Origin of the sequence: Lentibacillus sp. JNUCC-1 (assembly GCF_009741735.1) — a bacterium.
GTDB lineage: Bacteria > Bacillota > Bacilli > Bacillales > Amphibacillaceae > Lentibacillus_B.
This window is the reverse complement of the sequence record NZ_WHOH01000001.1, coordinates 1391708-1417306: the sequence shown is the minus strand read 5'-3', so window position 1 is coordinate 1417306 and position 25599 is coordinate 1391708. Positions and strand designations below refer to the sequence as shown.

Genomic DNA, 25599 nt, shown 5'->3' with positions numbered 1-25599 from the left:
AAAAAAGGGAGAGACCTTTTTATGTTTTACCCTGTTACTTGTTCGTTCGTTTCTCTTCCAAGGGAACGGAAGTAGGATTGATATTCAATATGCTCACGGGTGAATTGGGTTGGTGAACTCAAACCTGCCACTGCGGCAAGTTCAAACAATGCCTGTCTTAATGTAACAAGGTAGTTGCAGGCACGGTATTTCTTTTCATCGATGACAAGACCCTTTTGCAAATGAGGATCAGTGGTTGCAACCCCGACTGGGCACGTGTTTTTATGACACACCTGAGACATGATGCAGCCGACACTTAGCATGAAGCCACGGGCGATATTTACAAGGTCTGCACCAAGTGCCAGCGCCATAGCAACTTTATCTGGAGTTAATAATTTGCCGGACGCAATAATCTTAGTCTGCGAGCGTATACCATATTCTTTAAGGCAGTCATCAACCATGGGCAGAGCCGCAAAAGCTGGAAGTCCAACAGAATAAGCAAGCTCATAATAAGAGGCACCGGTCCCGCCTTCACCACCGTCAACCGTAATGAAATCAGGAACGATCCCAGACTCAGCTATTGCTGAAACAAGTTTCCTCACATTCGCCTCATTGCCGACCACAATTTTCATGCCAACCGGCTTCCCGCCAACTTCTCTGATCTCTTGTAAAAATTTGAGCAATTCTTCGGGGGTTGATATTCCCGGAAAACGGTTGGGACTGTTGATTTCCTCGCCGGATTTGACTTTACGGATCTCGGCGATTTCTTCTGTTACCTTGCTGCCATCGACATGACCGCCACGCGTTTTCGCGCCTTGACCGAGCTTCAGTTCAAATGCTTTCACCTGATCGATTTCACTATGTTTCTTGAACTCTTCCCAGGAAAAGTCACCGTTTTCCGTGCGAACCCCGAACAGTCCGGGACTGATCTGCATGATGAGGTCGACATCGCCTTTCAAATGGTAAGGCGAGACACTGCCTTCTCCGGTGTTCATCCATGTACCGCCAGCCATACTGAGCCCTTCTGAAAGGGCGGTAATGGCATGGTCACCCAAGGATCCGAAGCTCATGGCGGACTGCCCGATCAAGCCTTTAAGTTTAAAAGGCTGTCGAGCAGTTTGTTCTCCTAAAATGACATAGTCATCTTCTTGTAGAAAAGCAGGCTCCAGTTCTGCTTCTTTTCGGTGTTCATCCCGAGTGAATAAATCGTCTTTCTCAATATCATAGATGTATGTGTTGATCTTTGGCTCTTGTACAATTTTCATTTCGTTTTGCATGGAGGGGAACATGTTGTTAACCAAATAAAGCCCATCTTCGTCAAAATGTCTTTCAGCTCCGTAACCGAGCATTCTCGTGTTGTATTTACCGGCTTTATACACAAACTCAAACTGTTTACGGTTGAAAGGCCTGCCTTCCATGTCATTATGAAATAAATACTGTCTCAATTCGGGGCCGATTTTTTCAGTAATATACCGAACCCGACCTAGTATGGGAAAGTTTTGGAGAACCGCGTGCTGTTTTTGTTTCCGATCATGCAGATAGAGACGCAATATGATAAAGGCTGGCACTAAAACAATCAGTGCCAGCAACCCGATAATAATCCAAGTTTTCATGATAACACTCCGTTCTTAAAAATTTAAAACATCCGTTTAGCGATGGTTTTGAGTGACGGCATATCCCAGTCGTCTTCTCGTTCTATCAGCTTTTTTAACAAGTGTTTGGAATAGCCCATGGCCTGACTGAACTCTATTTTTCCAGGGAGCGGGGCTCGCTCTTCTATAGCCGCGTCAATAATCGTAGGAACTGTTGTGTGCTGGCTGGCTTCAAGTGCTTGAATCAATTCTGTTTCACTGTTTGCCTGATAGCCTTCACCTCCGCACGCTTTTGCGAATTGGGCATAGTCCATATCTTCAAGTGGGGTTTCATAAGGAATGTTACCGATCTCTTCTTGTTCAAATTTAATCATACCAATTCGTTTATTGTTCAGGATTATAACGGTAATCGGCAATTCATATTTCACTGCTGTGAGAAAGTCTTGCATCACCATAGAAAAACCGCCATCTCCACAAATGGCCAGCACTTGTGTGTCGGGTTCGTTTATTTTTGCCGCGATTGCACCTGGCAGACCGCAGCCCATCGTCGCAAGCCAGCTGGATATGACAATTCGCTGCTGGGTCATTTGGAAAAAGCGAGCTGTCCATGAAGAAACGTTGCCTACATCAACCGATAGAATGGCTTCATCATCTACAAACCGCTGCAAATTACGGATCACTTGAGGTCCTTGCATCGCTTTATCCTTCTCTCCGGAAGAGATGTCATCGAGATGCTTCCACCAGTTTTTCATATTTTCCTGACATGACTCGAGAAATTTCCGATCATCTTTTTCTTGCAAATGGTCGTTAAACCAGGTTAGAACGTCCTCAGACGAAGCAACGATACCAACATCAACTGGATATCTTTTTCCAATCTGTGTCGGATCGGTGTCAATCTGGATGGCAGGTGCTTTGTCAGGCAAAAATTCTCTGTAAGGATAAGACGTGCCAATCATAATCAGCAAGTCTGCTTCTTCCATGGCTTCATAGGCAGGTTTGGTCCCGATCTGTCCGAGGTTGCCCAAGTTGTAAGGATGTTTATCAGGCAGAACGCCTTTGCCTCGTAGTGAAACAATCACAGGGGCAGCTGCCTTTTTGGCGAATGTCTCAAGTTGTTCCTTTGCTGGCAGAGCGCCTTTACCTGCTAAGATAACGGGTTTTTGGGCATCGACGATTAAGTCCATGGCATTCTTCAAGTCTGTTTCTTTCGGTGTCAGTTGGGGAGCGGTATATGTTGAGGAGCGTTCTTTGGTTGATGCAACGGTTTCCTTAAAGACATCATCTGGTACGGTTAGAACTGCAACGCCTTTATGAGTATAAGCGTCTTTGAAAGCTTGTTCCAAAAGCGGACGCAGTTGTTTCCCAGATGTAACACGATGGTTGAAAACTGATACATGATCAAACAGTTTTTCCAGATTGACTTCCTGAAAGTTTTCCGTACCCAAGAGTTCATGTGACACCTGTCCGGTAATGACAACAAGCGGGGCACCGTCAGCTTTGGCATCATACATGCCGTTCAGAAGATGAATGGCTCCTGGTCCGCCGATTGATAAACAAACGCTAACATTTCCGGTCAGCTTTGCTTCTGCAGAGGCTGCCAGGGCGGCAACTTCCTCGTGACGTACCTGTACAAAGCCGATTTCATCTTCGTGCTTACGGAATGATTCCACAAGATTGTTGACTGAATCCCCGGGATATCCGTACACATGCTTGATATTCCAATCTTTCAAGACGTTAATAACCGATTCTGCTGCTTTCATCGTTCCATCTCCTTTATTTCAATGCTTTTTCCACATACATGTGTTATGTAACTCATACCCATTTAAAAACAACAATAATCGCTTGAAGGTGTTCACACGTATGTGACACATAATGAAAATGATTCTCAAACTCATTGACAGACATGGTTTCGTCCTCTAAACTTAAGATAGTAAACATATGATTCTAAAACGGTTCACCATATAGATGATTGTGCATCAGAACGAACAGGAAAGGGGACCATTCAATGAACGCCATTACCACCCAATCATTAACCCTTGGTTACGGAGAAGGCAGTATCATAGAAGAGTTGGATTTGAATATTCCTAAGGGAGAAGTGACAGTATTCATAGGGAGTAACGGTTGCGGAAAATCGACTTTGCTCAGATCTCTTGCCCGTTTACTCAAGCCCCAATCCGGATCTGTTGTGCTTGACGGTAACAATATTTCCCGTATGTCGACTAAGAAAGTAGCGCAAAATCTGTCCATTCTGCCACAATCTCCTGTGGCACCTGAGGGGCTGACCGTTTCCCAGCTTGCTAAACAAGGTCGTTATCCGCATCAAAGCTGGCTGCAACAGTGGTCAAGTGCAGATGAAGAGGCTGTCAATAAAGCGCTGGAAGCAACGCGGATGGTTGAATTTGCTGACCGCAAAGTTGACGATTTATCCGGTGGCCAACGCCAGCGCGCATGGATCGCAATGAACCTGGCCCAGGACACAGACATTATGCTGCTGGACGAACCAACCACCTATTTGGACTTGGCTCACCAGATTGACATTCTCGACCTGCTTCACGAATTGAACGTCCAGGAAAACAGAACAATCATTATGGTCCTGCATGATTTGAATCTGGCTTGCCGTTATGCCGATCACATCGTCGCCATTAAAGATAAAAAGGTCTATAAACAAGGCAGCCCAGATGACATTATCTGCCCGAATCTCGTACACGATGTATTCGGTCTCCGCTGCCAGATCGCCTGTGACCCGTTCTGCGGCACACCCATGTGTATCCCGTTCAGCAAAGGCAGACATATGAAGCCTGCAGAACCGGAAGTTTCAGCTGTTAATGCGTAGAATAGATCAAAATCCCTGGAACATAGTAATGTTCCGGGGATTTTTGAATTTATTGTGAGCGAACATAGATGCAGGGTAAGACAATATATCGGAAGTTTTGATGCGGATATCGGAAAATCCGGGGCTTATATCGGAACTTTTAGGTGGAAAGGATGTTAATAGACATGGAATTTTTGTTTCGGAGTTTAACTTGAAATGGAGGCTATAATTCTGATGAAAAAAGACAGCAAAAAACCGATCGTGCTCTAATTCGTAATCTGGTCAGAATAGTTTAGGATTTTCCCATACTTGTCAATGTGCTCTTTGAGTTGTGCGTTAGATAATGCTTCATAATGGACAATGTCAAACATATACGGGAGGGGATATTCTTCATTTAAATAATCACTGATCATGGCGACTGTGTGAGGTGAGACGCTTTTTCCAAGTAACGCAATATCTACATCAGAACCGCGCTTATAATTGCCAAGTGCCCGGCTTCCGAATAAAACGGCCTTTTCTATCTCAGGAAAGGCATCAATGGCTTTGTGAATATAATAGAAATCACGCTCGATTAACCCGCACATGTGGGTCACTCCTTTTCGTTTAATAATGCTTGGTATAACTGATCCATGGCAGGGAAATACATTGATTTAATTTTTTCAATGAGTTCTTCTGCAAGTTTTTCATCATACGTATGTGTCGTTTTGTTTCTATCCGTCAAAGCTTCCATCCAGACATGACCATCTTCAATCATATCAATTTGAAAAGCCTGCTTGATGGTTCCGCGTGGGCTTTTTGTCATGTATCCGACTGACTCAAGGTAATCTTTCAAAACTTTCCACGCTAATTCAAACGTAACTTCAAATAACTGAATGTATCCAGCTCTTTCCAGTTCTGTATTCATGGGGTGGTTTGTATATTTTTTCATGGTTTCAAACGACTTTTCAAAATTTTCAAATCGTTGCTTCCATCGTATGTTTTTTGGATGCTCCATAGTCTCGCCCCTTTGTTCGTTCTCAAACGTAGTTATTATTATACATGACCATACTATAATAGAAAAGTGAACAAGGTGTCTGTCCGCTCCTTGAGACACTATATCGGAAATTTTGATGCGGATATCGGAAAATCCAGGGCTTATATCAGAACTTTTACATGATATATCGGAAAATTTGAGGGATATATCGGAAATTCCAGTTCCAATGCAATCCTCAGCCTGAAAAATCACACCTCCACATGCAGTTCCATCACTTCGTTTACGAGCATAGGCTATTGTAATCTGTCGTAAGGGAAGTTGATGTGGATGAAACCTTATATGAATACAGACGCTCACCCTGATGTGTTTCAGAACAGGGGCGAGGTGACAGCGCCGAACCAGGATTACTTTAAACGAAATGCGTTTGACGAGTGGAAACGTGATCAGGATCAGATGCGAGCGCGTCTTATGCGGACAGTCGCAAATTTAAATAAGCAATATAAAGCACTATCTGTTCATCAAAAGTCGGACGTCGAAAACCTTCAGGAACAGCTTAATGCACTCACTGAGGAAACCAGTTTGCATGAGCAATTTAGAAAGGAGACAAAGAGGTGGTTGACCATGCTCGAAGACAACCAAGCGAAACTTCAGCAAATGCTTGAGCATGACGAAACGTTTAAAGAGGAAATGAAACAGGATATGATGGATTTCAGTACTTCACAGCAGGCGTTGCTGGATGAATTGCTGGAAGCCCGTACTGAGTTGACATCACAAACAGAGCAGTTGATGGAGTTCCGCAATCAAGTATTGGAAAGCTTGATTGCTCAAGATGATCAACAGACCCATCTTCTTGAACGGATGGACAATCAGGAAGCACTTCTTGAGAAAGTCACACGTCAAGTTCACCATTTTCGCTCTATCTTATTTGAGCGATCCAGTTACCTTGCCGAAAAAATTGACAACAGCTGCCAGAAAACATCTGATTATGTGTATGAATGGGTGATGGGGAGTGATCAGTCCCTCACATTATTAAATTCAAAACGCTCCAATGAAACGGGGAAAGTTCGGGAGAAGTAGGGAATCTATACAAAAAGCACCCATTGGCGAAGTGTGTCATCCTCGCCTTGGGTGCTTTAAAGTTATGTGAAATCCTTTTCCGATGCTTGGTGGCTTCTCTGATCATGCAGCATAACATCCTGCTGATCAGTTTGATTCACATACAAATGCTGACTCGGAATGGCGATGGATACGCCTTCCTCTTCTAATATCCCCATCATGGACAAATTCACATCCTGCTTGACTGCTAAGTACGCGTCCCATGACGTTGTTTTGGTGAAATAATACAGCATAACGTCGTATCCATAGACATCAAGTTCATCAAAGGAAACCACGATATATTCTTGGTGCACGTCCTCATGATTTCGCAACAAGTGGTCAAAACGCTCAACCACTTTTTTGACTTTTTCACGTGGTGTTTCATACCGCAGTTTGATTTTGGTGAAAATCTCCCGCTTTCCCATTTTAGTCCAGTTGGTAATCGCTTCGTTGGATAAGGTGGCGTTGGGAACCGTCACAAGCCCTTGAGAAAAGGTGCGTACCTTTGTGCTACGGAACGTAATGTCTTCCACAGTCCCTTCCACAGTCGGGGTCATAATCCAGTCGTCTATGGTAAAAGGTTTTTCTGTAATGATGATCACACCGCCAAACAAATTGGCAAGGGCATCTTTTGCAGCTAGAGAAAAAGCAAGACCACCAATACCAAGTCCGGCCACAAGCCCGCTAATTTCATAGCCAAATACTTGTAAGACCACTGTTAAACCGATTGCTAAGACAATAAATTGTATCGCCCGCGATAAGAAAGGAATCATGATTTCATCGATTTTGATGCTTGTACGCTCATTGATACGTCTGAACATCATTGAAGATGAAGAGGATAAATTGAAAATACCCCAGACGACGATGACTACGATCAATGCTTGAAACAAAGCTTTCATTGAGTTACTTACGATAAACGAATTATGAGCATAACTCAACAGCGCGACATAAAAACCGATAATAACAAATAGCGCACGGACAGGCTTTTCAAAAGCTAAAAGAACATTTGGCAGTAGCGGATGCTTCGATTTGCGTACAACTTTAAGCAGTAAAGCAAAAATATATTTTGTGAAGATTTTGCGAAACAATGAAAAAAGCAATATGATCCCGACTGCAATGCCGAGACGAATGAGATGTTTTGTTGAAGTTATATATTCCCAGTCAAACCAATCCATAAAAAATACTCCCATCATTTGATGCTATAAACGTATCATAATGGAAGACCACGGTGATGTAAAGATTCTAAAGTCGCACTTGCATAAAAAGCCCTATAAGTCCCATCCTAATAGGGTACATCACAAAAGGAGGCAAACTTATGAATAAACAACAGAAATTCAATAATCAATTTAAAGAACGAAAGCCGAGCGGAGAACATCGCAATGGGCGCAAGAGTCAGTATAAAAATTCGAGCGTGCACGGCGGAGCACCAGACGAATATGTGGATGACAATAAAGAGTAACGTGTAATGTGAGGGAGAGAGGTGGCTGCAATGGCAAGAGGGATGTTTCTTGATCGGGACGGCGTGATTAATGAAGTGCTTTCGGATAGGGTGAAATTCGTTAACAAGCCTAAAGATCTGTTCCTGCTAGAAGGCGTCGGCGAGGCTATCCAAACGTTTAACACGCTCGGTTTCAAAGTATTTATCGTGACTAACCAAGGAGGCATCGGGCTCGGCTATATGAAAGAGGTCGAACTTGGCAAAATTCACAAAGCTCTGGCTGATGAACTAGGACGGTGGGGAGCGCGTATTGACGATATCGCGTACTGTCCACACAAACCGAAAGCTGGTTGTGCCTGCCGCAAACCCAAGCCGAAAATGATTACCGATTTGGCTGAGCGACATGGCGTGGATTTGGCCCAGAGCTGGATGGTCGGTGACCGCGAACCGGACATTCAGGCAGGGAAAGCAGCCGGCACGAAAACCATTCTAGTCGGAAGTCGTGAAGAACAGTACGGAGTAGAGGCTGATTTAACCTTCTCCAGCCTTGCTGCCGCAGCAGAATGGTTTGTTGAGAAAGAGAAAGACAGACACTAAAAAGCACCGGCGACCCTGGTCAGTGCTTTTGTTCTGTATTAATGACGTTTGTGCAACCATAGAACGCCTGACTTTGCAACGCGTGGAAGCCAGCCGGTAAAAGGCTGCTGAAACATGTTGCCGAAGCCATCTGAACTTCCGAGGGACCCGAGTGTGCCTTTCAGCTTGGGCTCCTTTGGAATACGCGGTTCTTTTCCGTGGAGTACTGAGTGCAGTACATCTGTGATGGCATCCCCCTGGGCCCCTGCAAGCTGGCCGCTCGGGGAGAATTCCGAAGATGCACAGTCACCCAAGACATAGACGTTTGGATCACTCGGCACCTGATAAAAATCATTGACAACGATCTTATTCTGTTGATCCTTCTCATATGGGAGTGCTCTGACCAGATAATGCGGCTGCACACCCGCTGTCCAGATGGTAACATCGTTGACATAACACACCCCGTTATTGCATACGCCATCTTTTTCAACGTATTCAACATTGGCATGATGAAGCACTTCGACGCCATTTTTTGAAAACCAGTCTGACACATGGGCCTGAATCCGTGGACTGAATGCCCGCAAGACGGAGCCCCCTCTATCAAGCAGTCTGATGTTTAAATCAGATCGGCTCTCACGGATTTCCGAAGCCACTTCAATGCCGCTCAAACCGGCCCCAACAACTGTCAGCTTTCCATAAGCCTTTAAATTTCCGACAGCCATACCAGTGTGACGGGCCTGGGAGAAAGTCTGAACACTTTCTGTATATTCCGGAGCTCCGTCGACCCCATGATAGTTGTCCTCACAGCCAAGGCCTATGATTAAATAATCATAATGCAGATGGTCGTTTTTATCACTGAAAACAATTTCTTTAGCTTCTGTGTCTATGTCCTGAACATGGGCAAATACATATTCCACTCTGTCATTATCAGGAAAATCCATTCGCACGTTTCGCTCTGCTTCTGTGCCTGCTGCAATGGTGAAGAATTCAGTCTTAAGCGAATGGTATGGATTTTTGTCCACCACTATCAGCCGAACATCATCGGGCAATGAACGGCCAAGCAATCCGTTCAGCACCTGAATGCCACCATAACCTCCCCAAGAATCACCACGTTTCTCATGTCACCAACCCCTTAGTGATAATGCTGTTATATATGTATAAGATCAATTCTCTCCAATCTAAAGACTAACAAATTTGTCCCGGAAAAACTAGCAAAATCCATGCCGTATGATATACTGAACCCATTGATAACGTTTTCAAAGGGAGAGATGAAGATTGATCGATATTGAACATGCAATTCAAGATGATTATGGAGACGATTTCGCCTGGTGTTATGGTTGTGGCCGTTTAAATGAAAAAGGCCTGCAGCTGCGCACCGGATGGGAAGGGGAAAAAACCGTCACGGTCTACATGCCACACGAAGAACACATGGCGCTTCCGGGCTTTGTATACGGCGGGTTGATCGGCTCGATTATTGATTGCCATGGGACCGGGTCAGCTTCCCTGGCACTCCACCGCAAAAATGGCCATGAACCGGGTGATGGTGTCGAACCGCCGCGTTTTGTCACCGCATCGCTTCACGTGGATTTTGTCAAACCGACGCCTCTCAATGGACCGCTCAAAGCAGTTGGTACAGTTGAAGAAATCCATCCAAAGAAGTTTCGTGTTCTGACAGAGCTATTTGCTGGTGACAAGGTGTGCGCAAAAGGGGAAGTCGTTGCAGCAGTTATGCCAGATACCTTTTTGAAAAAATAACCCCTCTGCTAAAGGTTTTTCATGTGGCTCTGAGGCGTTTCTCCCTTTTTGTCCATAAACTATTGATTAAGGCATAATGTTCGTCTATAATTAAAGCGATTACAAAAATTGGATATGCGCTTTTGGTTCTTTTGCCGCAATAGCAAAGGATTAAAAAGGAATCAGGTGAAAATCCTGAACGGACCGGCCACTGTAAATGGTGAGCGACCTCCAAATGCCACTGGTATAACCGGGAAGGCGGAGCAAGCTGTGACCCATGAGTCAGGAGACTTGCCAAAACGCTTCTAAGTTCACGCCTTCCAGGATCAAGGTATGTGTTTTTTGGCATGATATCGGGACGTGTTTTCCGTATGATGACATAACATTCTGCACCCTTGTCTTTTTAGGCAAGGGCTTTTTGATGCTCTGGGAGCCGGGAATATCGGCCCGCTGCAGGAGGTGAAAACAGGGCGCTCTGAATCAATCATACATAATCATAGGGGAGAGAATTTATTTGAGATTTAAATCAAAATTGTTGTATACACTGTTGGCGTTTTTAATGGTTATGTTCACAGTACTGCCAGGATTGAATACGGCACAAGCTTCCGGGGGTAAGGATTATCGGGATGAAGTGAACGCTGCGATTGATGCGGCGGTTCAACATATATTAGACAGTGGTGTGAACTCCGAGTGGGAAGCCATTGGTTTAGCAACGGCAGGGAAAGATGTACCGGCATCTTATGAAGAAAGAATGCATCAGCATATTAAAGATCAGATTGTCAGAGGCCTTGATAATGGAAGAATTAAGATTACAGATATTGAACGGATTGCCATGGCAGCTGCTGCTATTGGTAAAGAGCCCAGACAAATCGAATCGTTAAATCTGATAGAACTGATTTATAATAGTCCAAACCGACGCGGTGACTTCGATACGATGACATTTCAAGGGAACAATGGACCAGCATTTGCATTAATCGCACTGGACACAAAAAAGTATGATGTGCCTGAAGATGCACGGTGGACACGGCAGAAACTCGTTAACCAATTGTTGAGCACGCAAAATGACGATGGAAGCTGGAATCTGAACGAAGCTTTTGATTCGCCAAGCATCGATATAACTGCAATGGTGATCATCGCAATGAGTCCATATAAAGATCAGCCAAAAGTTAAAACCGCCCTTAATAAAGCTGTCACCTGGCTTTCCGGCGTCCAAAAAGAAGAAGCAGGCTTCGATGGCGGAGACTTTGTCGGAGGGATTACAAGTGAAGCTGCCTCTCAAGTAGTGATAGGGTTGACAGCTTTTGGTATCAACCCTGCTGGAGACAAATTCACGAAGAATGGTCATGATGTGATTAGCCATTTACTTAAATATCAACACGAAGACGGTGGTTTCAAGCACACAATGGGTGATTCAGCCTCTAATGCCATGGCAACAGAGCAGGCTCTCCAAGCTTTGGTTGCTTATAAAAAGTTTTTGAATAACGAAGGGCCTTTGTACCATTTTGGAACAAGTGCCCCTATAAATCCGCCCGAAGAAAAACCAGATCCAAAACCAGAGAAACCTGATAATCAAGTAGACAAAGGGAACACCCATCAAGTGCCAGATAGTAAAACATCCGTTCAAATGCCAGATGATCTGCCAGACGGGACAACATTGGATGTACAACCATATGAAAAAGCCGTTAACGATACGGTGCTGAAACAAGCTGGAGAAGCTTTTACATTTACGTTTAAATATCCAGATGGCGAAAATCCTGAAGACAAATTTGAGTTAGTGATGGGATTGGATCAAAGCGTTGAGCATCCAGAAAAGGCTGCGATCTATTATTTGGATGAAGAAAGCGGCGAATGGATATACCAAGGTGGAAAAGTCGATGCTGGCAAAGGAACCGTTACAGTGGATGTAGATCACTTTTCAACATATGGCGTGTTTGTTGACGAGAAAGCACCGTCAGATCTGGTACTCAAAGCAACAGACATTACCACTGACAAAGTGACACTGGAGTTTTCTGCGACAGATGCTTCCGGAATCAAGCAGTATGCCATTTATCGAGATGGTGAGCTTCTAGGAGAGGTAACGGAAGGTCGTTTCACAGATAAAGAGGTTCAGGCAGAGACAACTTACGAATATAAACTTAAAGCAACTGACAACCTGAACAACACGGCTGAGACATCGACGACGGTTACCACACCAGAAACAACTGAAGATAAAAAAACGCCAGAAGATCAGGAGAAACCAAATAAGGAAGAAGAGACTCAAGGACCGGACAAAAGGGATGACGACCAGGATAAGGGCGTCCCATCAGCAGATCAAAAAGATGGTAATCAAACCAACACCGGTTCAAATGTAAAAAATAACGATCAGTCGGAAAAAACAGGGCAATCACTCCCTAAAACCGCTTCAAACATGTTTAACATTCTTACCGCAGGCATGGCGCTTTTAATCATTGGTGGTGCAACAGGAGCTGTATATGTTTACAGAAAGAAAAAAGCTTTGAATTAAAATTGTAATGAAGGTAATACGCGGGGAGGGGACGATGTGAAGCAATCGATTAAGCTCATTTTATTCATGGTGCTGGCAGCGGCTCTTTTAGTGGGATTGGGCGGTTGTGGGGATTCGCTTAAAAAACCTACAGGACTTGAGTCGAATGAAGGAAAACCACAAACCGATGAACAAGTCGCTGTTGGTGATGCCGATGAGGAACTGCCAGATCAGGATCATAAAACAATCGAACGATCGACAGAGGACAAAGAGCAGGTTGAAAGCTCTGATGAAAAAGGAGCCTCTAAGTCTGAACAGGCAGGTTCTTCTGGTAAAAGTGATTCATCTTCCAAAACCAATGATTCCGGAGAAAAAGAGCGTCAGTCAAAACATGACACCAGCAGTTCAGAAGATGGAAAGGCATCTGACCCAGGTCAATCTCAATCAAAGTCTTCTACCAAAAAGTCAGACTCAAAAAAAGAAAACACGTCCTCTGCAAAGCAAGATAAAAAACAAAAGCAGAAGCAAGACAAGAAATATGATCAGAAACAAGAGAAGAAAGATCCGCCCAAAAAGAAGGACAGCAAATCCGAGGATGAAAAACCAGCGCCACCGCCTAAACCAAGCAAGCCGTCTGTGACCCACTCGATCGTTATTGCAGCAGAAGGTTCATCAGGCCAGCAGTGGTGTAAGGATAACCCGGGAAAAGGTGGGTGTCCGACTGACGGATCTGCTGAAGTCCCGCTTCCACCTGTCAAAGTCGATATTACTGAGGAAGAAACGGTTCTTGACGTGCTTATCCGCGTCACCCGGAACAGAAAGATTCAGATGGACTACCGCGGTGGTCAGGGTGCTACGGCATATGTAGAAGGCATGCGGAACGTGTATGAATTTGACCGCGGGCAAGGCAGTGGCTGGATGTATAGAATTAACGGCGTTTTTCCTGATCGGGGGCAGGGGTTGTGCCTTTGTGTGATGGAGACAGAATAGAATGGCTGTACACGAACAATCTCGGAAAGGACTTGGGTGCAGATCTGAAACCGGTCCGTCGTGACGGCAAATGTCCTAACTAGACGCCAAAATGATCCGCAGCCTGCCTGGCAGCGCTGCGGATCTCTTCTTTTGATAGGAGTGTATGAAATGGAAAATGGCATTCACGGGTATCATCCTTTTGTTATGCTGATGTATTATATCTATATCGGATCGCTTGCCATGTATGTCACGCATCCCATCTTTCTAGTGATAGGTACACTTTTAATTGTAGCGGTGAATTTTACACATGACCGGGGCAGGACACTGCGCAAATGGTTCCCAATTTACGGTGCAATGATCATCCTGATTGTTGTGCTGAATCCATTTCTCGTCTCACGCGGTACAAATATTTTATTTTATTTCCGCGGCAAGCAGGTCACATTAGAAGCACTGATGTATGGCATTGTTATGGCACTCTCAATCGTCATCATTTTAATGCTGTTCCTATCTTTTAACCATGTTTTAAACGGCAATAAGTTTTTATTTATATTTTCGCGTATTTTACCGAGAACAGCATTTTTAATGATGCTTGCTATTCGATTTGTGCCACTTTTGAAAGACAGGCTGGATGAAATCAATGCCGTGCAGCGGGTGAGGGGCTTAACGATGACGGATGGACCGATTCGGCAACGGGCCAAAACAGGCCTTGTTAAAATCCAGATCCTTTTAACATGGTCCATGGAAGAGGCGGTTCAGACTGCAGACTCCATGAAAGTAAGGGGATATGGATCTGGCCGAAAAACATCGTACATGCCGTATCGGATGGAGGGCCGGGACTGGGGATGGCTTGCTAGCATGACAGGCCTGTTCGCAATCGTAATCGCCGGGGGCTCGCTTGGCTATGGAAAAATACTCATTTACCCCGAGCTTGGCACACTACATTTATTTGCATTGGATTGGGTTGTGCTGGCAGCGATGACAGTGCTGTACAGCTTCCCATTGCTGGTTGAAGGGAGGGAATATATACGATGGATGCGTTTAACATAGATGAAGTGACATTTTTTTATCCAGATATGGACGCGCCTGCTCTTAAAAATGTATCGCTAAGGATCAGTGAGGGTACGTTTACGGTTGTGTGCGGTCCAAGTGGCTGTGGCAAAACAACGTTGCTCCGTTTGCTTAAACAAGAGCTGGCCCCCGCTGGGCTTATCACAGGTCAAATCAGTTACTTTGGCACCCCGCTTGCGGACTGGGATGAGAAAAAGCTGATGGAAGAGGTTGGGTTGGTGTTTCAAGATCCTGACAACCAAATTGTAATGGATGATGTGATGCAAGAGCTGGTATTTGCTATGGAAAATCTCGGCTATGACCGATTTGAAATGCGGCGCCGCGTGGCTGAGATGGTTCACTTCTTTGGAATGGAAGCAATGCTTGATCAAAAACCGTCCGAACTCTCCGGCGGACAGAAGCAAATGCTGAATCTGTTATCTGTCTTACTGCTGAAGCCGAGCGTCCTTTTGCTGGATGAACCCACATCACAGCTTGATCCGATTGCTGCTAAAGAACTCATCACCATGCTTGAGCGTTTAAACGAGGAGCTGGGCATGACGATTGTTCTCGTAGAACATCGGCTGGAAGAACTATTTTCTGTAGCAGATAAGGTCGTGATGATGGACAAAGGCACAATAGCAGTAGTAGGACCAAGCAGAGAAGTGATCAAACAGCTTTACAATGGGCAATCATACCTGCCTTATATCCCAACCTTGCCTGCGTTATATCTGGAGAAGTCGTGGGAAGCCGAAGCCGGAAAATTGCCGCTCACCGTTAAGGACACGAAAGCATGGCTTAATACATATCAGAACCTATTGTTCTCGCGAGAGCCCTCAGCAAATAAGCATCCTCATTCCGGAAAGTCAGCTTTCCTTGAGCTGGACCGAATCTTTTTTCAGTATGGACGCCATGCCCCTTTAATCCTTAAGAATCTATCGCTAAAAGTTGGGCATGGAGATTATTTGGCACTTGTAGGAGGCAATGGTTCAGGCAAAACAACCCTTTTAAAAGCGTGTATTGGCATGATTCAACCACAGCGGGGAACCGCTAAGTTGAGCGGGAAGCCTGTCCATAAGCTGAAAGGGGATGAGCTGTCTCGGGTGATGGCTTATTTACCCCAGAATCCGCGTACATATTTCCTGCATGATACAGTTCGAAAAGAAATGGCAGCGGTGCTTGCAGATATGGATGGGAAAAAGCAGGTTGGAACAATTGCAGAGATGGCCAGCCGTTTCGAGTTACAGCATTTGCTTGATCGACATCCGTATGATTTATCAGGCGGGGAAATGCAGAAGGCTGCCCTTGCGTGTATGCTGCTGGGTGAGCCAGATGTGTTATTAATTGATGAACCGACTAAGGGGCTTGACCCAGCGTTTAAGCAGCAGCTGGCAGACATACTCAAAGAGCTGAATCAGTCGGGCTTGACGATTGTGATGGTCACACATGATATCGAGTTTGCTGCAGAAGGTGCTCATACTTGTGCCATGCTGTTTGACGGGGAAATCACGGCAATCGGCACACCTGCTGAGTTGTTTAAAGGCAATTACTTTTATACAACGGCGATTAACAGAGCCACAAGGAATGGACAACATCCCGGTGCATTAACCCTAGGGGAGGCGGTGCAGACATGGCAGTGCGATCGCGCTTATTCTTAGCAGCTGCAGCCGTGCTCATTGCTCTCCTGCTCGGGATTATGTACGTCCTTTATAATTACCATGCTTACTTTTTATTGAGTATGATCATTCTAGCGGCTACGATGATTCCATTCTTTATCCGCTTTGAATGGCGTGATGTGCAGGCACGGGAAGTGGTCATCTTAGCTATGCTTGCGGCAGTCGCAGCGGTGAGTCGGGTACCATTTGCCGGCTTGCCGAGTGTCCAGCCGACCACCTTTGTCATCATCGTAGCAGGTATCGTGTTTGGTGCTGAATCTGGCTTTATGGTTGGTGCTGTTGCGGCTATTGTATCGAACATCTTTCTCGGCCAGGGTCCATGGACACCGTGGCAAATGTACGCATGGGGTATGATCGGGATGACAGCCGGGCTGCTCAAGAACACTTGGATCATGCGGAACACGTGGATGCGCCTTGTGTTTGGCTTCGTGTGGGGCATTCTATTTGGCTGGATCATGAACCTCTGGATCGTCACCAGTAATATGGAGAACGTTTCATGGGAATTCCTGATTACTCTATATGCCAACAGCATCTCACATGATGTCAGTCACGCCCTGTCCAATGTGTTTTTTCTCGCGGTATTTGGTGCCAGCTGGATTCGTACGTTGGAGAGATTTCAGAAAAAATATGACCTTTTGAGGTAGATTAATATGGTAAAATGAAGATACTACTGATCCTAAAGGTGGGAGACGTATTTTACTTAACTTGCTGGGCATATTATTATTCCCGGCCACAACGGTCTTATTCATCATATTTTCCTATAACCTTGTTGCTTTCCTGGTGAAAAAGAAGCCCTTCCCGAAAAGATGGGCGGCAGCATTAGTGGTGGGCATCACTCTGACATCAGCCATAATGGTATATCGGTTGTATTTCTTCAGCTTTTCCGGTCTTGAAGGTGAGCATTATAAAGCCCCATTACCTTCACCGGATGGCCAATACACTGCCGATGCCTATTACAACACATATGGTGGAGCGGCAGGTGGCGTGAATGTATGGGTTGATGTGACAGACCACAACAACGGCGATCATGTGAAGACGATCTATTTAGGCAATGCAAAAGAACAATTTTCATTGAAGTGGACAGACGGCGAAACCCTGTATATCCAGAATGAAACATCTGGAAACAACAAATATGAAAGAAGTATTGAGCTCAACGTCATGACAGAGATTTACCATGATACAGGACTTGCTTGTCAAAGTTTGCTCCTGAAAGAGACGTATGAGACATGCTACGAGCATGAATGACTTCATACCCCCTTGCTGTGGAAACATGGCAGGGGAGTTTTTATGGGGAGAAATCATACAAAATAAAAGGTGACAGAAGCCTCTCGAATCAGTAAAATAAGCAAAGGGGGAGCGTGATGTAATGAAACAGATTAAAATGACATGCAGAACGATATCAGAGCACCCGGTATTCATGAATGTGATTATCGGATTAATATTGGTGAATGCCGTGCTTGTCGGGTTGGAGACGTATGAATCGGTTGCCGTTAAATATGGGAGCCTCATATATATTGTGGATCAGGCCCTGCTTTGGATATTTACCATTGAAATTATCATTAGACTCATTGGCAGCACGTCCTTGAAAGCATTTTTCACAGATCCGTGGAGTTTGTTTGATTTTGTCATTGTTGCCAGCGGGCATATTTTAGTTGGCGCATACTATGTAACAGTGCTGCGAATCTTGCGTGTGCTCCGTGTTCTCCGGGCGATTTCCATCGTACCGTCATTGCGCCGGATGGTGAATGCGCTGCTCTTGACGATTCCATCGATGGGGACGATTTTACTTTTGCTCAGTTTGTTTTTTTACATATATGGTGTGATTGGCACGATGCTGTTTAAGGACGTAGCACCAGAGTACTTTGGTAGTTTGCATTCGTCGCTGTTAACTCTGTTTCAGGTTGTGACTTTGGAATCTTGGGCAAGCGGTGTGATGCGTCCTATTTTAGCACTGGATCCTTCATCGTGGTGGTTTTTCGTGACGTTTATTCTGATCGGGACGTTTGTGATCTTCAACCTGTTTGTCGGTGTTGTCGTGAACAATGTGGAAGAAGCGAATGCTGAGGAAAACCTGTCACCAACAGAGGTCAAACTGGCTGAAGTGCAGAAGGAGCTTGAGGAGATTAAGCAGTTGTTAAAAGAAAAGTAAGTCTATAAAATATCTGCCTGCCCAAACATTAGGGCAGTTTTTTTTATGAAAAAACATTTTATATTACATTTTGCATTATTATACAGTCAAAATGACAAGTATATATTGCAAAATGCTACAAAATAGGGTACGATTATTTTAGATACAAGAAAGGAGCCGTCAATATGGGGATTTTCAAAAGAAAGAAAAACGAAGATGAGCGAATTGTTAACGTCAGAAACAAGATTTATGCTGAATTGTATATTGTAGTCATTGTGATTTGCATGAGCTCAATCATTATCAAACAATTTGTTTACGATATGAGCACAGAGCATAATCGGATTTACACCGAGTTAATCATCCTGATCGGGGGCGGCGTTTATTATTTATTTCGTTCGGCACGACTGGGCATATACTCAGCTGAAGTCGAATTGCATGACCGCACAAGCAAATGGTCGATGCGCAAGAAAACTCTTGTCATAAGTATTGCACTTGGCATCGGCATGGCACTTGCTTTCGGAATTAACAGTGCTGTGCAATATGCGGATGGTGTGGGCCAAAGCATTTATTACTTTTTCATGGTGGCATTTGTATCCCTGATGATTTACTTGCCGTTTTTTATCATTATCTTGGTTGTAACGAATGAGGTGGCCAAACGGAAAAGTGATGAGGTCGTGGATAAAATGCTTGACGACGATGAGTCAGGTGATGACGATGAAAAACATTAAGCTGAAAATGGCGAGGGTGGAACATGACCTGTCACAGGCCGAGCTTGCTGAACGTGTTGGAGTCTCGCGTCAGACAATTGGCCTAATTGAAATGGGGAATTATAATCCGACGCTGAAATTGTGCCTGTCGATCTGCCACACGCTCAATAAAACGCTCGATGATTTGTTTTGGGAAGAACCAGATTCATAAAAGGGGTGGAGCAGTATGCATGTGAAAGATATCAGTAAAATGTACGGTAAACAATTAATTCTTGACGATATTGATCTGGACATTAAAAGGGGTGTTATAACTGGCTTAATAGGCAAAAATGGAGCTGGGAAAACAACCTTGATGAAGGTTCTCTGTCAGATCATACAAAAATTTGACGGTCAGTTGGAAAGCAGAGGTCAGACGCTCGGTTATCTCATTGAACATCCAAAAGCTTATCAGCATCGAAGCGGCGGGTATAATATCGTTTATTTTTCTGAGGTGTACGGCGTCCATGACCTTGATTATGTCAATTATTTATTAGAAACTTTGGGAATGAAGACGTACATTTATAAAAAGGTACGAACCTATTCAATGGGGATGAAGCAAAAATTAGGTATTGTGTTGTCTATGCTGAAAAAACCGCACTATTTGATTTTGGACGAACCAACAAACGGTATGGACCCTGACAGTTCACAGGAGGTTCTGAAAACCATTAAACATCTGGCTGAGGAATTCCAGATGGGTGTTCTGATTTCCAGTCATAAGCTGGAAGATATTGAGCAAGTGAGTGATGAAATCGTCTTTATCGACCAAGGCGTCATCGAGAGTCAAATTGAAGTAACACAGCTGGCTCAATCGGGATCTATTGTAATTAAAGTACACCCTGAAGATAAAGCAGTTGCAATTAGTATCGCGAAGAAGGCGTTCGAAAAAGTTGAAGCAGAGGAAATGACCATTAAAATTCCTTATACAGAAGATATGTCCCCATTACTCAGCCAGTTCGCAGAGGAAAATGTATTTCCTAAATATATTTCAACCGAGAAGCACACATTAAAGGACCATTATTTTAATATGACTAAGCAGCATGGAGGTGTAGCTCAATGAAAGTGTCTAAGCTCGTTGCTTTTGACGTCAAACGAATCATATCCAGTTGGTTGCTATATTTAGCACTTGGTTTATCATTTCTGGCGGCATTCGGAATCGCTTATTCCATTAAACATTTGAGCGGTCCGTTTACAATGAGTCATATCACATCATTTTACGCCATGTTCGGAAGCATATTCAGTGCCGTTATTGGGATGCGTCTATTCTCTGTGGATCTCTCTAGTGAAACCATTAGCTTACTGTTAAACACGAAAACCAACCGTGTGAAATATGGCTTGTCCAAAATGATTGGCTTTGGGATTGTTGGTTTGATATTTGGAATCGCTTGTGCGGTAACGGTTTATATCACCAAGATCTATACTGGGGTTGATGTGGAGCAGATGTTGTATTGGAAATCGATTTTAAATTATGTTTTGTTTACGATGTTTTACGCAGCTTTGTTCTTCACGATCAGTCTCTTCTATAGAAAGGTCACCGTATTGTTTGTTGTGGCAGTTTTGGCTGTGTCCTTCCTGCCAAACCTCTTAGATACGCTGCTTCAGGCTGACTTGCCAGCGTTTTTGGCATCTAGCATTGAGCACCTACCGCTCTATTTCTTTCCGATCTATATCGGGTCCCATAATTTGGAGTTGCTTCAATATGGGGTTGTCTTTGGCTCCATAGCACTTCTGGCGGTCTTGTCTTTTACTTTTATCCAAAAGCAAGATTACTAACCTTCTTAATGAACAATAGACACAAACTCCCTCAGATAGATCCATTTTGCTGCGAACTAGTAAAAATTCAAAAAGCAACCCCCCTGGCCTAAGAAGTTTTAAGTTACTACTCGTATGGTGATTTCACGTGGTTTTCCGATATATGAGTTGTAAACGCCGATATAACTAAGTCAAACACCATATATGTTTGTATGAGAATCGTGATTTGCGCTGCGGGAAGTCGCTTTCCGCGGGCACGGCCTCAGCCTCCTCGCTCGCAAAGACCGCTCACTGCGGGGTCTTCGGACTCGTGCTGTTCCCGCAGGAGTCGACTTCCCTCCGCTCCAATCACTTTATGTTAGTCAGTGCTTGAGCCGTTCTATTCCTAAAAGAAGCGAAGAGGGTAAATCCTTATCACTCAGCTCGGGGAAAACACGGAGACTCCTGGTGCGGCCGAGCATAGGTCGTAATATATAACGGGTGGAATCCCCGTCGAGAAAGAACTAGCCATTCGCTCGTAGCGAGTCTTGGACGGCAAATGGTAACATTTGCCCTTAAGCGTAGACAGCGAGGTGATGGGCCGTAAGCCAAGCGGTTGAAGGGATTGAGCTCCGAAATTCGTGCTTTCAGGAAGGTCGATATGCTCAGGAGCATAGAAGGCAACATTGCTATGATCGACAAGGCAAGATCATAACAGCTTCCTCGGAGTCGGTGACCTCGGCACGTCACACATTGATATATTATGGCAACTCGGGAGGTCCTTTAGATCTCTTCTGACGAAGAGTAATGACGAACAAGCGATAATAAAGTAAGGGCTGTCAGATGTCTAAAGGAAGTCGGATAGCGGCATAGTACCAAAGAAATCGGGTAACTCCGATGGAGGGAAGGCCGCTACCTGTCATCGACCTTGAAAGGGAAACATTATCTACACCCAGAGGTGGAATTAATGATGGAAACGAAACTAACAAGGATAGCAGAATTAGCTAAGAAAGATAAGAATATGGCGTTTACGTCATTGGCACATCTCTTAAACGTGAACAATCTTAAACAATGTCATTATGAATTGCCTAGTGAAAAAGCCAGAGGTACAAAAGGAATTTCTAAGGAAGGCTACGGCGATAACCTCAATGAAAATGTCGATGATCTGGTCAAACGGCTTAAGAACAATGCTTACCGCCCTGTACCAGTCAGACGCACTTACATTGATAAGCCGGGCTCGAGAAAGAAAAGACCTTTAGGTATCCCTGACCATGAGGATAAGATTGTTCAACGGGCTATAGGGAAGATTCTTAATGCCATATATGAGAATGATTTTCTTGAAAGCTCTTTTGGCTTCCGCCCTAACAGAAACTGTCATGATGCGTTGAAAATCCTGAATGTATATATTGAAAAGCGCCCCACCAACTTTGTGGTGGATGCTGATATTAAAGGATTCTTTGACAATGTCGATCATGACTGGATGATGAAGTTTCTGAACCATCGTATCAAAGACCCGAACCTCTTAAGAATCATCCGACGCTTCCTTAAGGGAGGTTACATGGAGGAAGGAAAGTATTTTGATACGGATAAAGGGACTCCGCAAGGAGGGATCATTTCCCCCATTTTAGCGAATGTGTATTTGCACTATGTACTAGACCTATGGTTTGAGAAACGGGTCAAGAAGCAATGCAAAGGACATGCATACATCGTGCGCTATGCCGATGACTTTGTATGTTGTTTTCAGTATGAGGACGAAGCAAAAGCTTTCTACTCAGCATTAATTAAAAGACTAGCCAAATTTGGCTTGGAAATAGCTGAAGACAAAACAAGTATCATTTCATTTGGTCGAAACGCTGGAAATGGAGGATCTGGAAAGCCATCTACATTTGATTTTCTTGGCTTCACGCACTATTGCAGTAAAAGCCGAACCGGTAACTTTCGTGTTAAACGAAAGACCAGTCGCAAGAAAATGAAAGCCAAGCTAGCGAATCAAAAGGAGTGGCTGAAAGCCAATCGAAACAGAGATATTCAAGAGATTATGGCAAGACTCGATCGGTCACTTAAAGGATATTACAACTATTATTGTATTACAGATAATACGTTGGCGGTGGAGGAATTCCTCTACCGGGTCAAGCAATTGTTATTTAAGTGGATGAATCGACGGAGTCAAAGGAAATCTTTTAGTTGGGATAAATTCAACTTATTCTTAAGAAAATACCCCTTGCCCAAGCCGAAAATGAAAGTGAACATTTACGAACTAAGAAACGAGATTAGCTATATTTTGTAAATGATGATAGGAAGAGCCGTGTGCGGTAATACTGCACGCACGGTTCTGTGAGGAGTGAGGAATACTCTCGAAAACTAGAGAGTATTCCCGCTTACTCGACTGGGAGCAAAAAGCCTAGATGAGACCCCGGAGGTCGTCAGACCGAGGAGGCTCATCAGCGCCCACTGGACGCGGAGTGTTTTCCCCGAGCGGTTGCCGGTGGTAGTCATAAAATCTGTCTAGTTAGTTCGCAGTTTACGGATACTATGAATTAAATAGCAACACTCCTGTGCAAAAGTAAGCTACTTTTCATTTTATTTGTTAAACCACTCAACCCGGATTTTAGTCAATATATCCAATGGACATTTACATGTGAGTCTAGGCTGTGCCATAATATGAGTGACTATGTACAAGAAAACAAGTGAGGGGTCGGCCGATGAATAAAGTTTATACTGGAAAAACAAAGGATGTTTATGCACTTGATAGCGGGAACTATTTGTTGCAGTTCAAAGATGACGTGACCGGTGAGGATGGGGTGTTTGACCCTGGCGCCAACACGGTCGGTTTATCCATTGAAGGCGCTGGAAAAGCAGGGCTTAGGCTGACCACGTACTTTTTTAAGAAATGCCTTGAAGCAGGCATTCCAACGCACTTCGTCGAGGCAGATATCGATGCGCAGACGATGACTGTGGTCCCTGCCACTCTGTTTGGTGAAGGGCTTGAAGTGATCTGTCGTTTCAGGGCGACGGGCAGTTTTATGCGGCGTTATGGGAAATACGCTGAAGAGGGACAGGCGCTAGATGCATTTGTTGAAGTCACATTGAAGGATGATGAGCGTCAAGACCCTCCGATTAGTGAAGATGCGCTTGATATGCTCGGTATTTTATCAAAGGCGGAATACAGCATTTTAAAACAGAGGACTCAGGAAATTGCGTGCTTGGTGAAAGACGAGCTTGCCGAGCGGAATATTGATTTGTATGATATTAAGCTCGAGTTTGGCCGGGATCAACATGGCGACATTCTGCTGATTGATGAAATCTCTGGCGGCAATATGCGTGCTTTTAAAGAAGGCGTTTATGTGGAGCCACTTGCACTGACGGAGTTAATAGTTAGTAACTAATATAACGAAAAAACCGCAATTCTATTATAGAACTGCGGTTTTTTGCTTTTCGCTATGACATTAAGTCTCCGATGATCTCATAGGAGCGCAGACGGTCTTCTTGATGATAGGTTTGTTCGGTAATAATGAGTTCGTCGGCACCCGTCTTTTCAATCAGGTCTTCAAGGCCTTTTCTGACAGTGTCTGGTCCGCCCGCAATACTCGGCTCAATGGCGCCAGGCCCTGGGATGGGCATTGGTGCGGTTTGATAATCTTCTACCTCACCGACCGGTGGTTGTAAACGCCCAGGATTGCCACGTCTTAAGCTTTCACGCATTTGTTGCTGAGACGAAGCGATCCACTGTGCTTTCTGATCGGTGTCTGCTGCAATCACACTTGCCCCAAGCATGACATAAGGTTCTTTTAGCGCTTGACTCGGCTGAAAATTATTCCGATAGATTTCAAGTGCTGGCAGGGTGTTTTCGCCGGCAAAGTGGCTGGCGAAGGAAAAAGGTCGCCCGGTTTCCGCTGCCAGTCGTGCGCTGAAACCACTGGAGCCGAGCAACCAGAGTGGAATGTTCTCTCCAATACCCGGGATCGCTTTAACACGCGCATCACCGGTGAAATAAGATTCCAATTCCTCAACCTGTAGTGGAAAATCCTCAACACTCTGATTGAGCGTTCTTCTCAGTGCAAAAGCTGTGATCTGGTCTGTTCCGGGAGCGCGTCCAAGACCGAGATCAATCCGATCTGGGTACATCGCAGCGAGCGTCCCGAATTGTTCAGCTATGACGAGACTGGCGTGATTAGGCAGCATGACCCCGCCCGAGCCCACACGGATATGTTCGGTCTGTTCAGCTAAATGTCCGATCACGACAGAGGTGGCTGAACTCGCGATCCCGGGGTGGTTGTGGTGTTCCGCTACCCAATACCGGTTAAAGCCTAATTGGTCAACGTGTTTTGCAAGTTCGGCACTTGCTGCTAAAGATTCCTGAGCACTGCCGGTATCTTTGACAGGTATGAGATCGAGAACAGATAACGGTATATTGTTAAGCATTTTCTTTCCTGATGGTCTATATAATGATAGTGTGTTCATTTTACATACCTCCTTGTTAAGCAATATACGTTTCATAGCTTTATAAAACCAATAATCCGCTCAAAACCATAGTCGCTAAGTACCGAGTTTCGACTTTTTTCTACAAATATATGGATATTTTTGCTTGATTAGGCTATGATTGTTTATTGAGTTATAGATT

General features: G+C 44.5%; 24 protein-coding genes, 1 pseudogene and 1 riboswitch. Of the genes and pseudogenes, 18 read left to right on the top strand and 7 right to left on the bottom strand.

The genetic code is table 11. The annotated features are described in order from the left end of the window. Positions 1 to 26 precede the first annotated feature (26 nt). Both JNUCC1_RS06390 and JNUCC1_RS06385 read right to left on the bottom strand, forming a co-directional pair. Complete coding sequence (locus tag JNUCC1_RS06390) at positions 27 to 1592, bottom strand: FMN-binding glutamate synthase family protein (RefSeq protein ID WP_156644622.1); 1566 nt, start codon at positions 1590 to 1592, stop codon at positions 27 to 29. Positions 1593 to 1615: 23 nt separating this feature from the next. Continuing rightward, positions 1616 to 3331 carry a pyruvate oxidase gene (locus JNUCC1_RS06385; RefSeq protein ID WP_156644621.1) on the bottom strand — a complete coding sequence of 572 codons (1716 nt, stop codon included), beginning with the start codon at positions 3329 to 3331 and terminating at the stop codon, positions 1616 to 1618. 245 nt (positions 3332 to 3576) lie between these two features. On the opposite strand from JNUCC1_RS06385, the gene JNUCC1_RS06380 reads away from it, so the two are divergent. Next, positions 3577 to 4404, top strand: a complete 828-nt coding sequence (locus JNUCC1_RS06380) for an ABC transporter ATP-binding protein (protein WP_156644620.1) — start codon at positions 3577 to 3579, stop codon at positions 4402 to 4404. 245 nt (positions 4405 to 4649) lie between these two features. Here JNUCC1_RS06380 and JNUCC1_RS06375 read toward each other — a convergent pair whose 3' ends face one another. Continuing rightward, entirely contained in the window at positions 4650 to 4967 is a 318-nt protein-coding gene (locus JNUCC1_RS06375; RefSeq protein WP_156644619.1) for a nucleotidyltransferase family protein, read from the bottom strand. A gap of 5 nt (positions 4968 to 4972) precedes the next feature. Then, positions 4973 to 5377, bottom strand: a complete 405-nt coding sequence (locus JNUCC1_RS06370) for a nucleotidyltransferase substrate binding protein (RefSeq protein ID WP_156644618.1) — start codon at positions 5375 to 5377, stop codon at positions 4973 to 4975. A 318-nt stretch (positions 5378 to 5695) separates the two neighbouring features. Between JNUCC1_RS06370 and JNUCC1_RS06365 the strand changes: the two genes are divergently transcribed. Beyond that, the gene (locus JNUCC1_RS06365) at positions 5696 to 6433 is read left to right on the top strand and encodes a hypothetical protein (RefSeq protein WP_156644617.1); all 738 of its coding nucleotides are present in this window, start codon (positions 5696 to 5698) and stop codon (positions 6431 to 6433) included. Positions 6434 to 6495: 62 nt separating this feature from the next. Here the strand turns inward: JNUCC1_RS06365 and JNUCC1_RS06360 are convergent, their stop codons facing one another. Continuing rightward, a complete protein-coding gene (locus tag JNUCC1_RS06360) occupies positions 6496 to 7626 on the bottom strand; it encodes a mechanosensitive ion channel family protein (RefSeq protein WP_156644616.1) in 1131 nt (376 codons plus the stop codon). A gap of 140 nt (positions 7627 to 7766) precedes the next feature. On the opposite strand from JNUCC1_RS06360, the gene JNUCC1_RS18195 reads away from it, so the two are divergent. Then, complete coding sequence (locus tag JNUCC1_RS18195) at positions 7767 to 7910, top strand: hypothetical protein (RefSeq protein WP_197431647.1); 144 nt, start codon at positions 7767 to 7769, stop codon at positions 7908 to 7910. 30 nt (positions 7911 to 7940) lie between these two features. Further along, positions 7941 to 8486 (top strand): D-glycero-alpha-D-manno-heptose-1,7-bisphosphate 7-phosphatase, encoded by a 546-nt coding sequence (locus JNUCC1_RS06355; RefSeq protein WP_156644615.1) that lies wholly within the window; start codon positions 7941 to 7943, stop codon positions 8484 to 8486. Between the two features lie 38 nt (positions 8487 to 8524). Here the strand turns inward: JNUCC1_RS06355 and JNUCC1_RS06350 are convergent. After that, positions 8525 to 9585, bottom strand: a pseudogene (locus JNUCC1_RS06350) (NAD(P)/FAD-dependent oxidoreductase). 155 nt (positions 9586 to 9740) lie between these two features. Here JNUCC1_RS06350 and JNUCC1_RS06345 point away from each other — a divergent pair. The 14 genes from JNUCC1_RS06345 to JNUCC1_RS06280 all read left to right on the top strand — a co-directional run bounded on the left by JNUCC1_RS06345 (position 9741) and on the right by JNUCC1_RS06280 (position 24364). After that, the gene (locus JNUCC1_RS06345; protein WP_156644614.1) at positions 9741 to 10220 is read left to right on the top strand and encodes a PaaI family thioesterase; all 480 of its coding nucleotides are present in this window, start codon (positions 9741 to 9743) and stop codon (positions 10218 to 10220) included. Positions 10221 to 10326: 106 nt separating this feature from the next. Then, a riboswitch (cobalamin riboswitch) is annotated at positions 10327 to 10512 on the top strand. Positions 10513 to 10713: 201 nt separating this feature from the next. Further along, positions 10714 to 12702, top strand: a complete 1989-nt coding sequence (locus JNUCC1_RS06340; RefSeq protein ID WP_156644613.1) for a prenyltransferase/squalene oxidase repeat-containing protein — start codon at positions 10714 to 10716, stop codon at positions 12700 to 12702. 36 nt (positions 12703 to 12738) lie between these two features. Next, positions 12739 to 13671 (top strand): DUF4430 domain-containing protein, encoded by a 933-nt coding sequence (locus JNUCC1_RS18985; protein WP_156644612.1) that lies wholly within the window; start codon positions 12739 to 12741, stop codon positions 13669 to 13671. A gap of 150 nt (positions 13672 to 13821) precedes the next feature. Continuing rightward, positions 13822 to 14700, top strand: coding sequence for an energy-coupling factor transporter transmembrane component T (locus JNUCC1_RS06330; RefSeq protein ID WP_156644611.1), 879 nt, complete (start codon positions 13822 to 13824; stop codon positions 14698 to 14700). Continuing rightward, positions 14682 to 16358 (top strand): ABC transporter ATP-binding protein, encoded by a 1677-nt coding sequence (locus JNUCC1_RS06325; RefSeq protein WP_156644610.1) that lies wholly within the window; start codon positions 14682 to 14684, stop codon positions 16356 to 16358. Before JNUCC1_RS06330 ends, JNUCC1_RS06325 begins: the two co-directional genes overlap by 19 nt. After that, a complete protein-coding gene (locus JNUCC1_RS06320) occupies positions 16331 to 17020 on the top strand; it encodes an ECF transporter S component (protein ID WP_156644609.1) in 690 nt (229 codons plus the stop codon). Before JNUCC1_RS06325 ends, JNUCC1_RS06320 begins: the two co-directional genes overlap by 28 nt. Before the next feature lie 61 nt (positions 17021 to 17081). Next, a complete protein-coding gene (locus tag JNUCC1_RS06315; RefSeq protein ID WP_197431646.1) occupies positions 17082 to 17621 on the top strand; it encodes a DUF5412 family protein in 540 nt (179 codons plus the stop codon). Between the two features lie 121 nt (positions 17622 to 17742). Next, the gene (locus JNUCC1_RS06310; RefSeq protein WP_156644607.1) at positions 17743 to 18525 is read left to right on the top strand and encodes an ion transporter; all 783 of its coding nucleotides are present in this window, start codon (positions 17743 to 17745) and stop codon (positions 18523 to 18525) included. A 164-nt stretch (positions 18526 to 18689) separates the two neighbouring features. Next, positions 18690 to 19232 (top strand): DUF6773 family protein, encoded by a 543-nt coding sequence (locus JNUCC1_RS06305; protein WP_156644606.1) that lies wholly within the window; start codon positions 18690 to 18692, stop codon positions 19230 to 19232. Next, entirely contained in the window at positions 19219 to 19422 is a 204-nt protein-coding gene (locus tag JNUCC1_RS06300) for a helix-turn-helix transcriptional regulator (RefSeq protein WP_156644605.1), read from the top strand. Before JNUCC1_RS06305 ends, JNUCC1_RS06300 begins: the two co-directional genes overlap by 14 nt. A gap of 15 nt (positions 19423 to 19437) precedes the next feature. Further along, positions 19438 to 20307, top strand: coding sequence for an ABC transporter ATP-binding protein (locus JNUCC1_RS06295; RefSeq protein WP_156644604.1), 870 nt, complete (start codon positions 19438 to 19440; stop codon positions 20305 to 20307). Further along, complete coding sequence (locus JNUCC1_RS06290) at positions 20304 to 21020, top strand: ABC transporter permease subunit (protein ID WP_156644603.1); 717 nt, start codon at positions 20304 to 20306, stop codon at positions 21018 to 21020. Before JNUCC1_RS06295 ends, JNUCC1_RS06290 begins: the two co-directional genes overlap by 4 nt. 925 nt (positions 21021 to 21945) lie before the next feature. After that, positions 21946 to 23265, top strand: coding sequence for a group II intron reverse transcriptase/maturase (ltrA, locus tag JNUCC1_RS06285; protein ID WP_442915421.1), 1320 nt, complete (start codon positions 21946 to 21948; stop codon positions 23263 to 23265). A 415-nt stretch (positions 23266 to 23680) separates the two neighbouring features. Further along, positions 23681 to 24364: a phosphoribosylaminoimidazolesuccinocarboxamide synthase gene (locus JNUCC1_RS06280; protein WP_156644602.1), complete on the top strand. Its 684-nt coding sequence runs from the start codon at positions 23681 to 23683 to the stop codon at positions 24362 to 24364. 52 nt (positions 24365 to 24416) lie between these two features. On the opposite strand, the gene JNUCC1_RS06275 is transcribed toward JNUCC1_RS06280, so the two are convergent. Then, positions 24417 to 25439, bottom strand: coding sequence for an LLM class flavin-dependent oxidoreductase (locus JNUCC1_RS06275; protein WP_156644601.1), 1023 nt, complete (start codon positions 25437 to 25439; stop codon positions 24417 to 24419). Positions 25440 to 25599 lie beyond the last annotated feature (160 nt).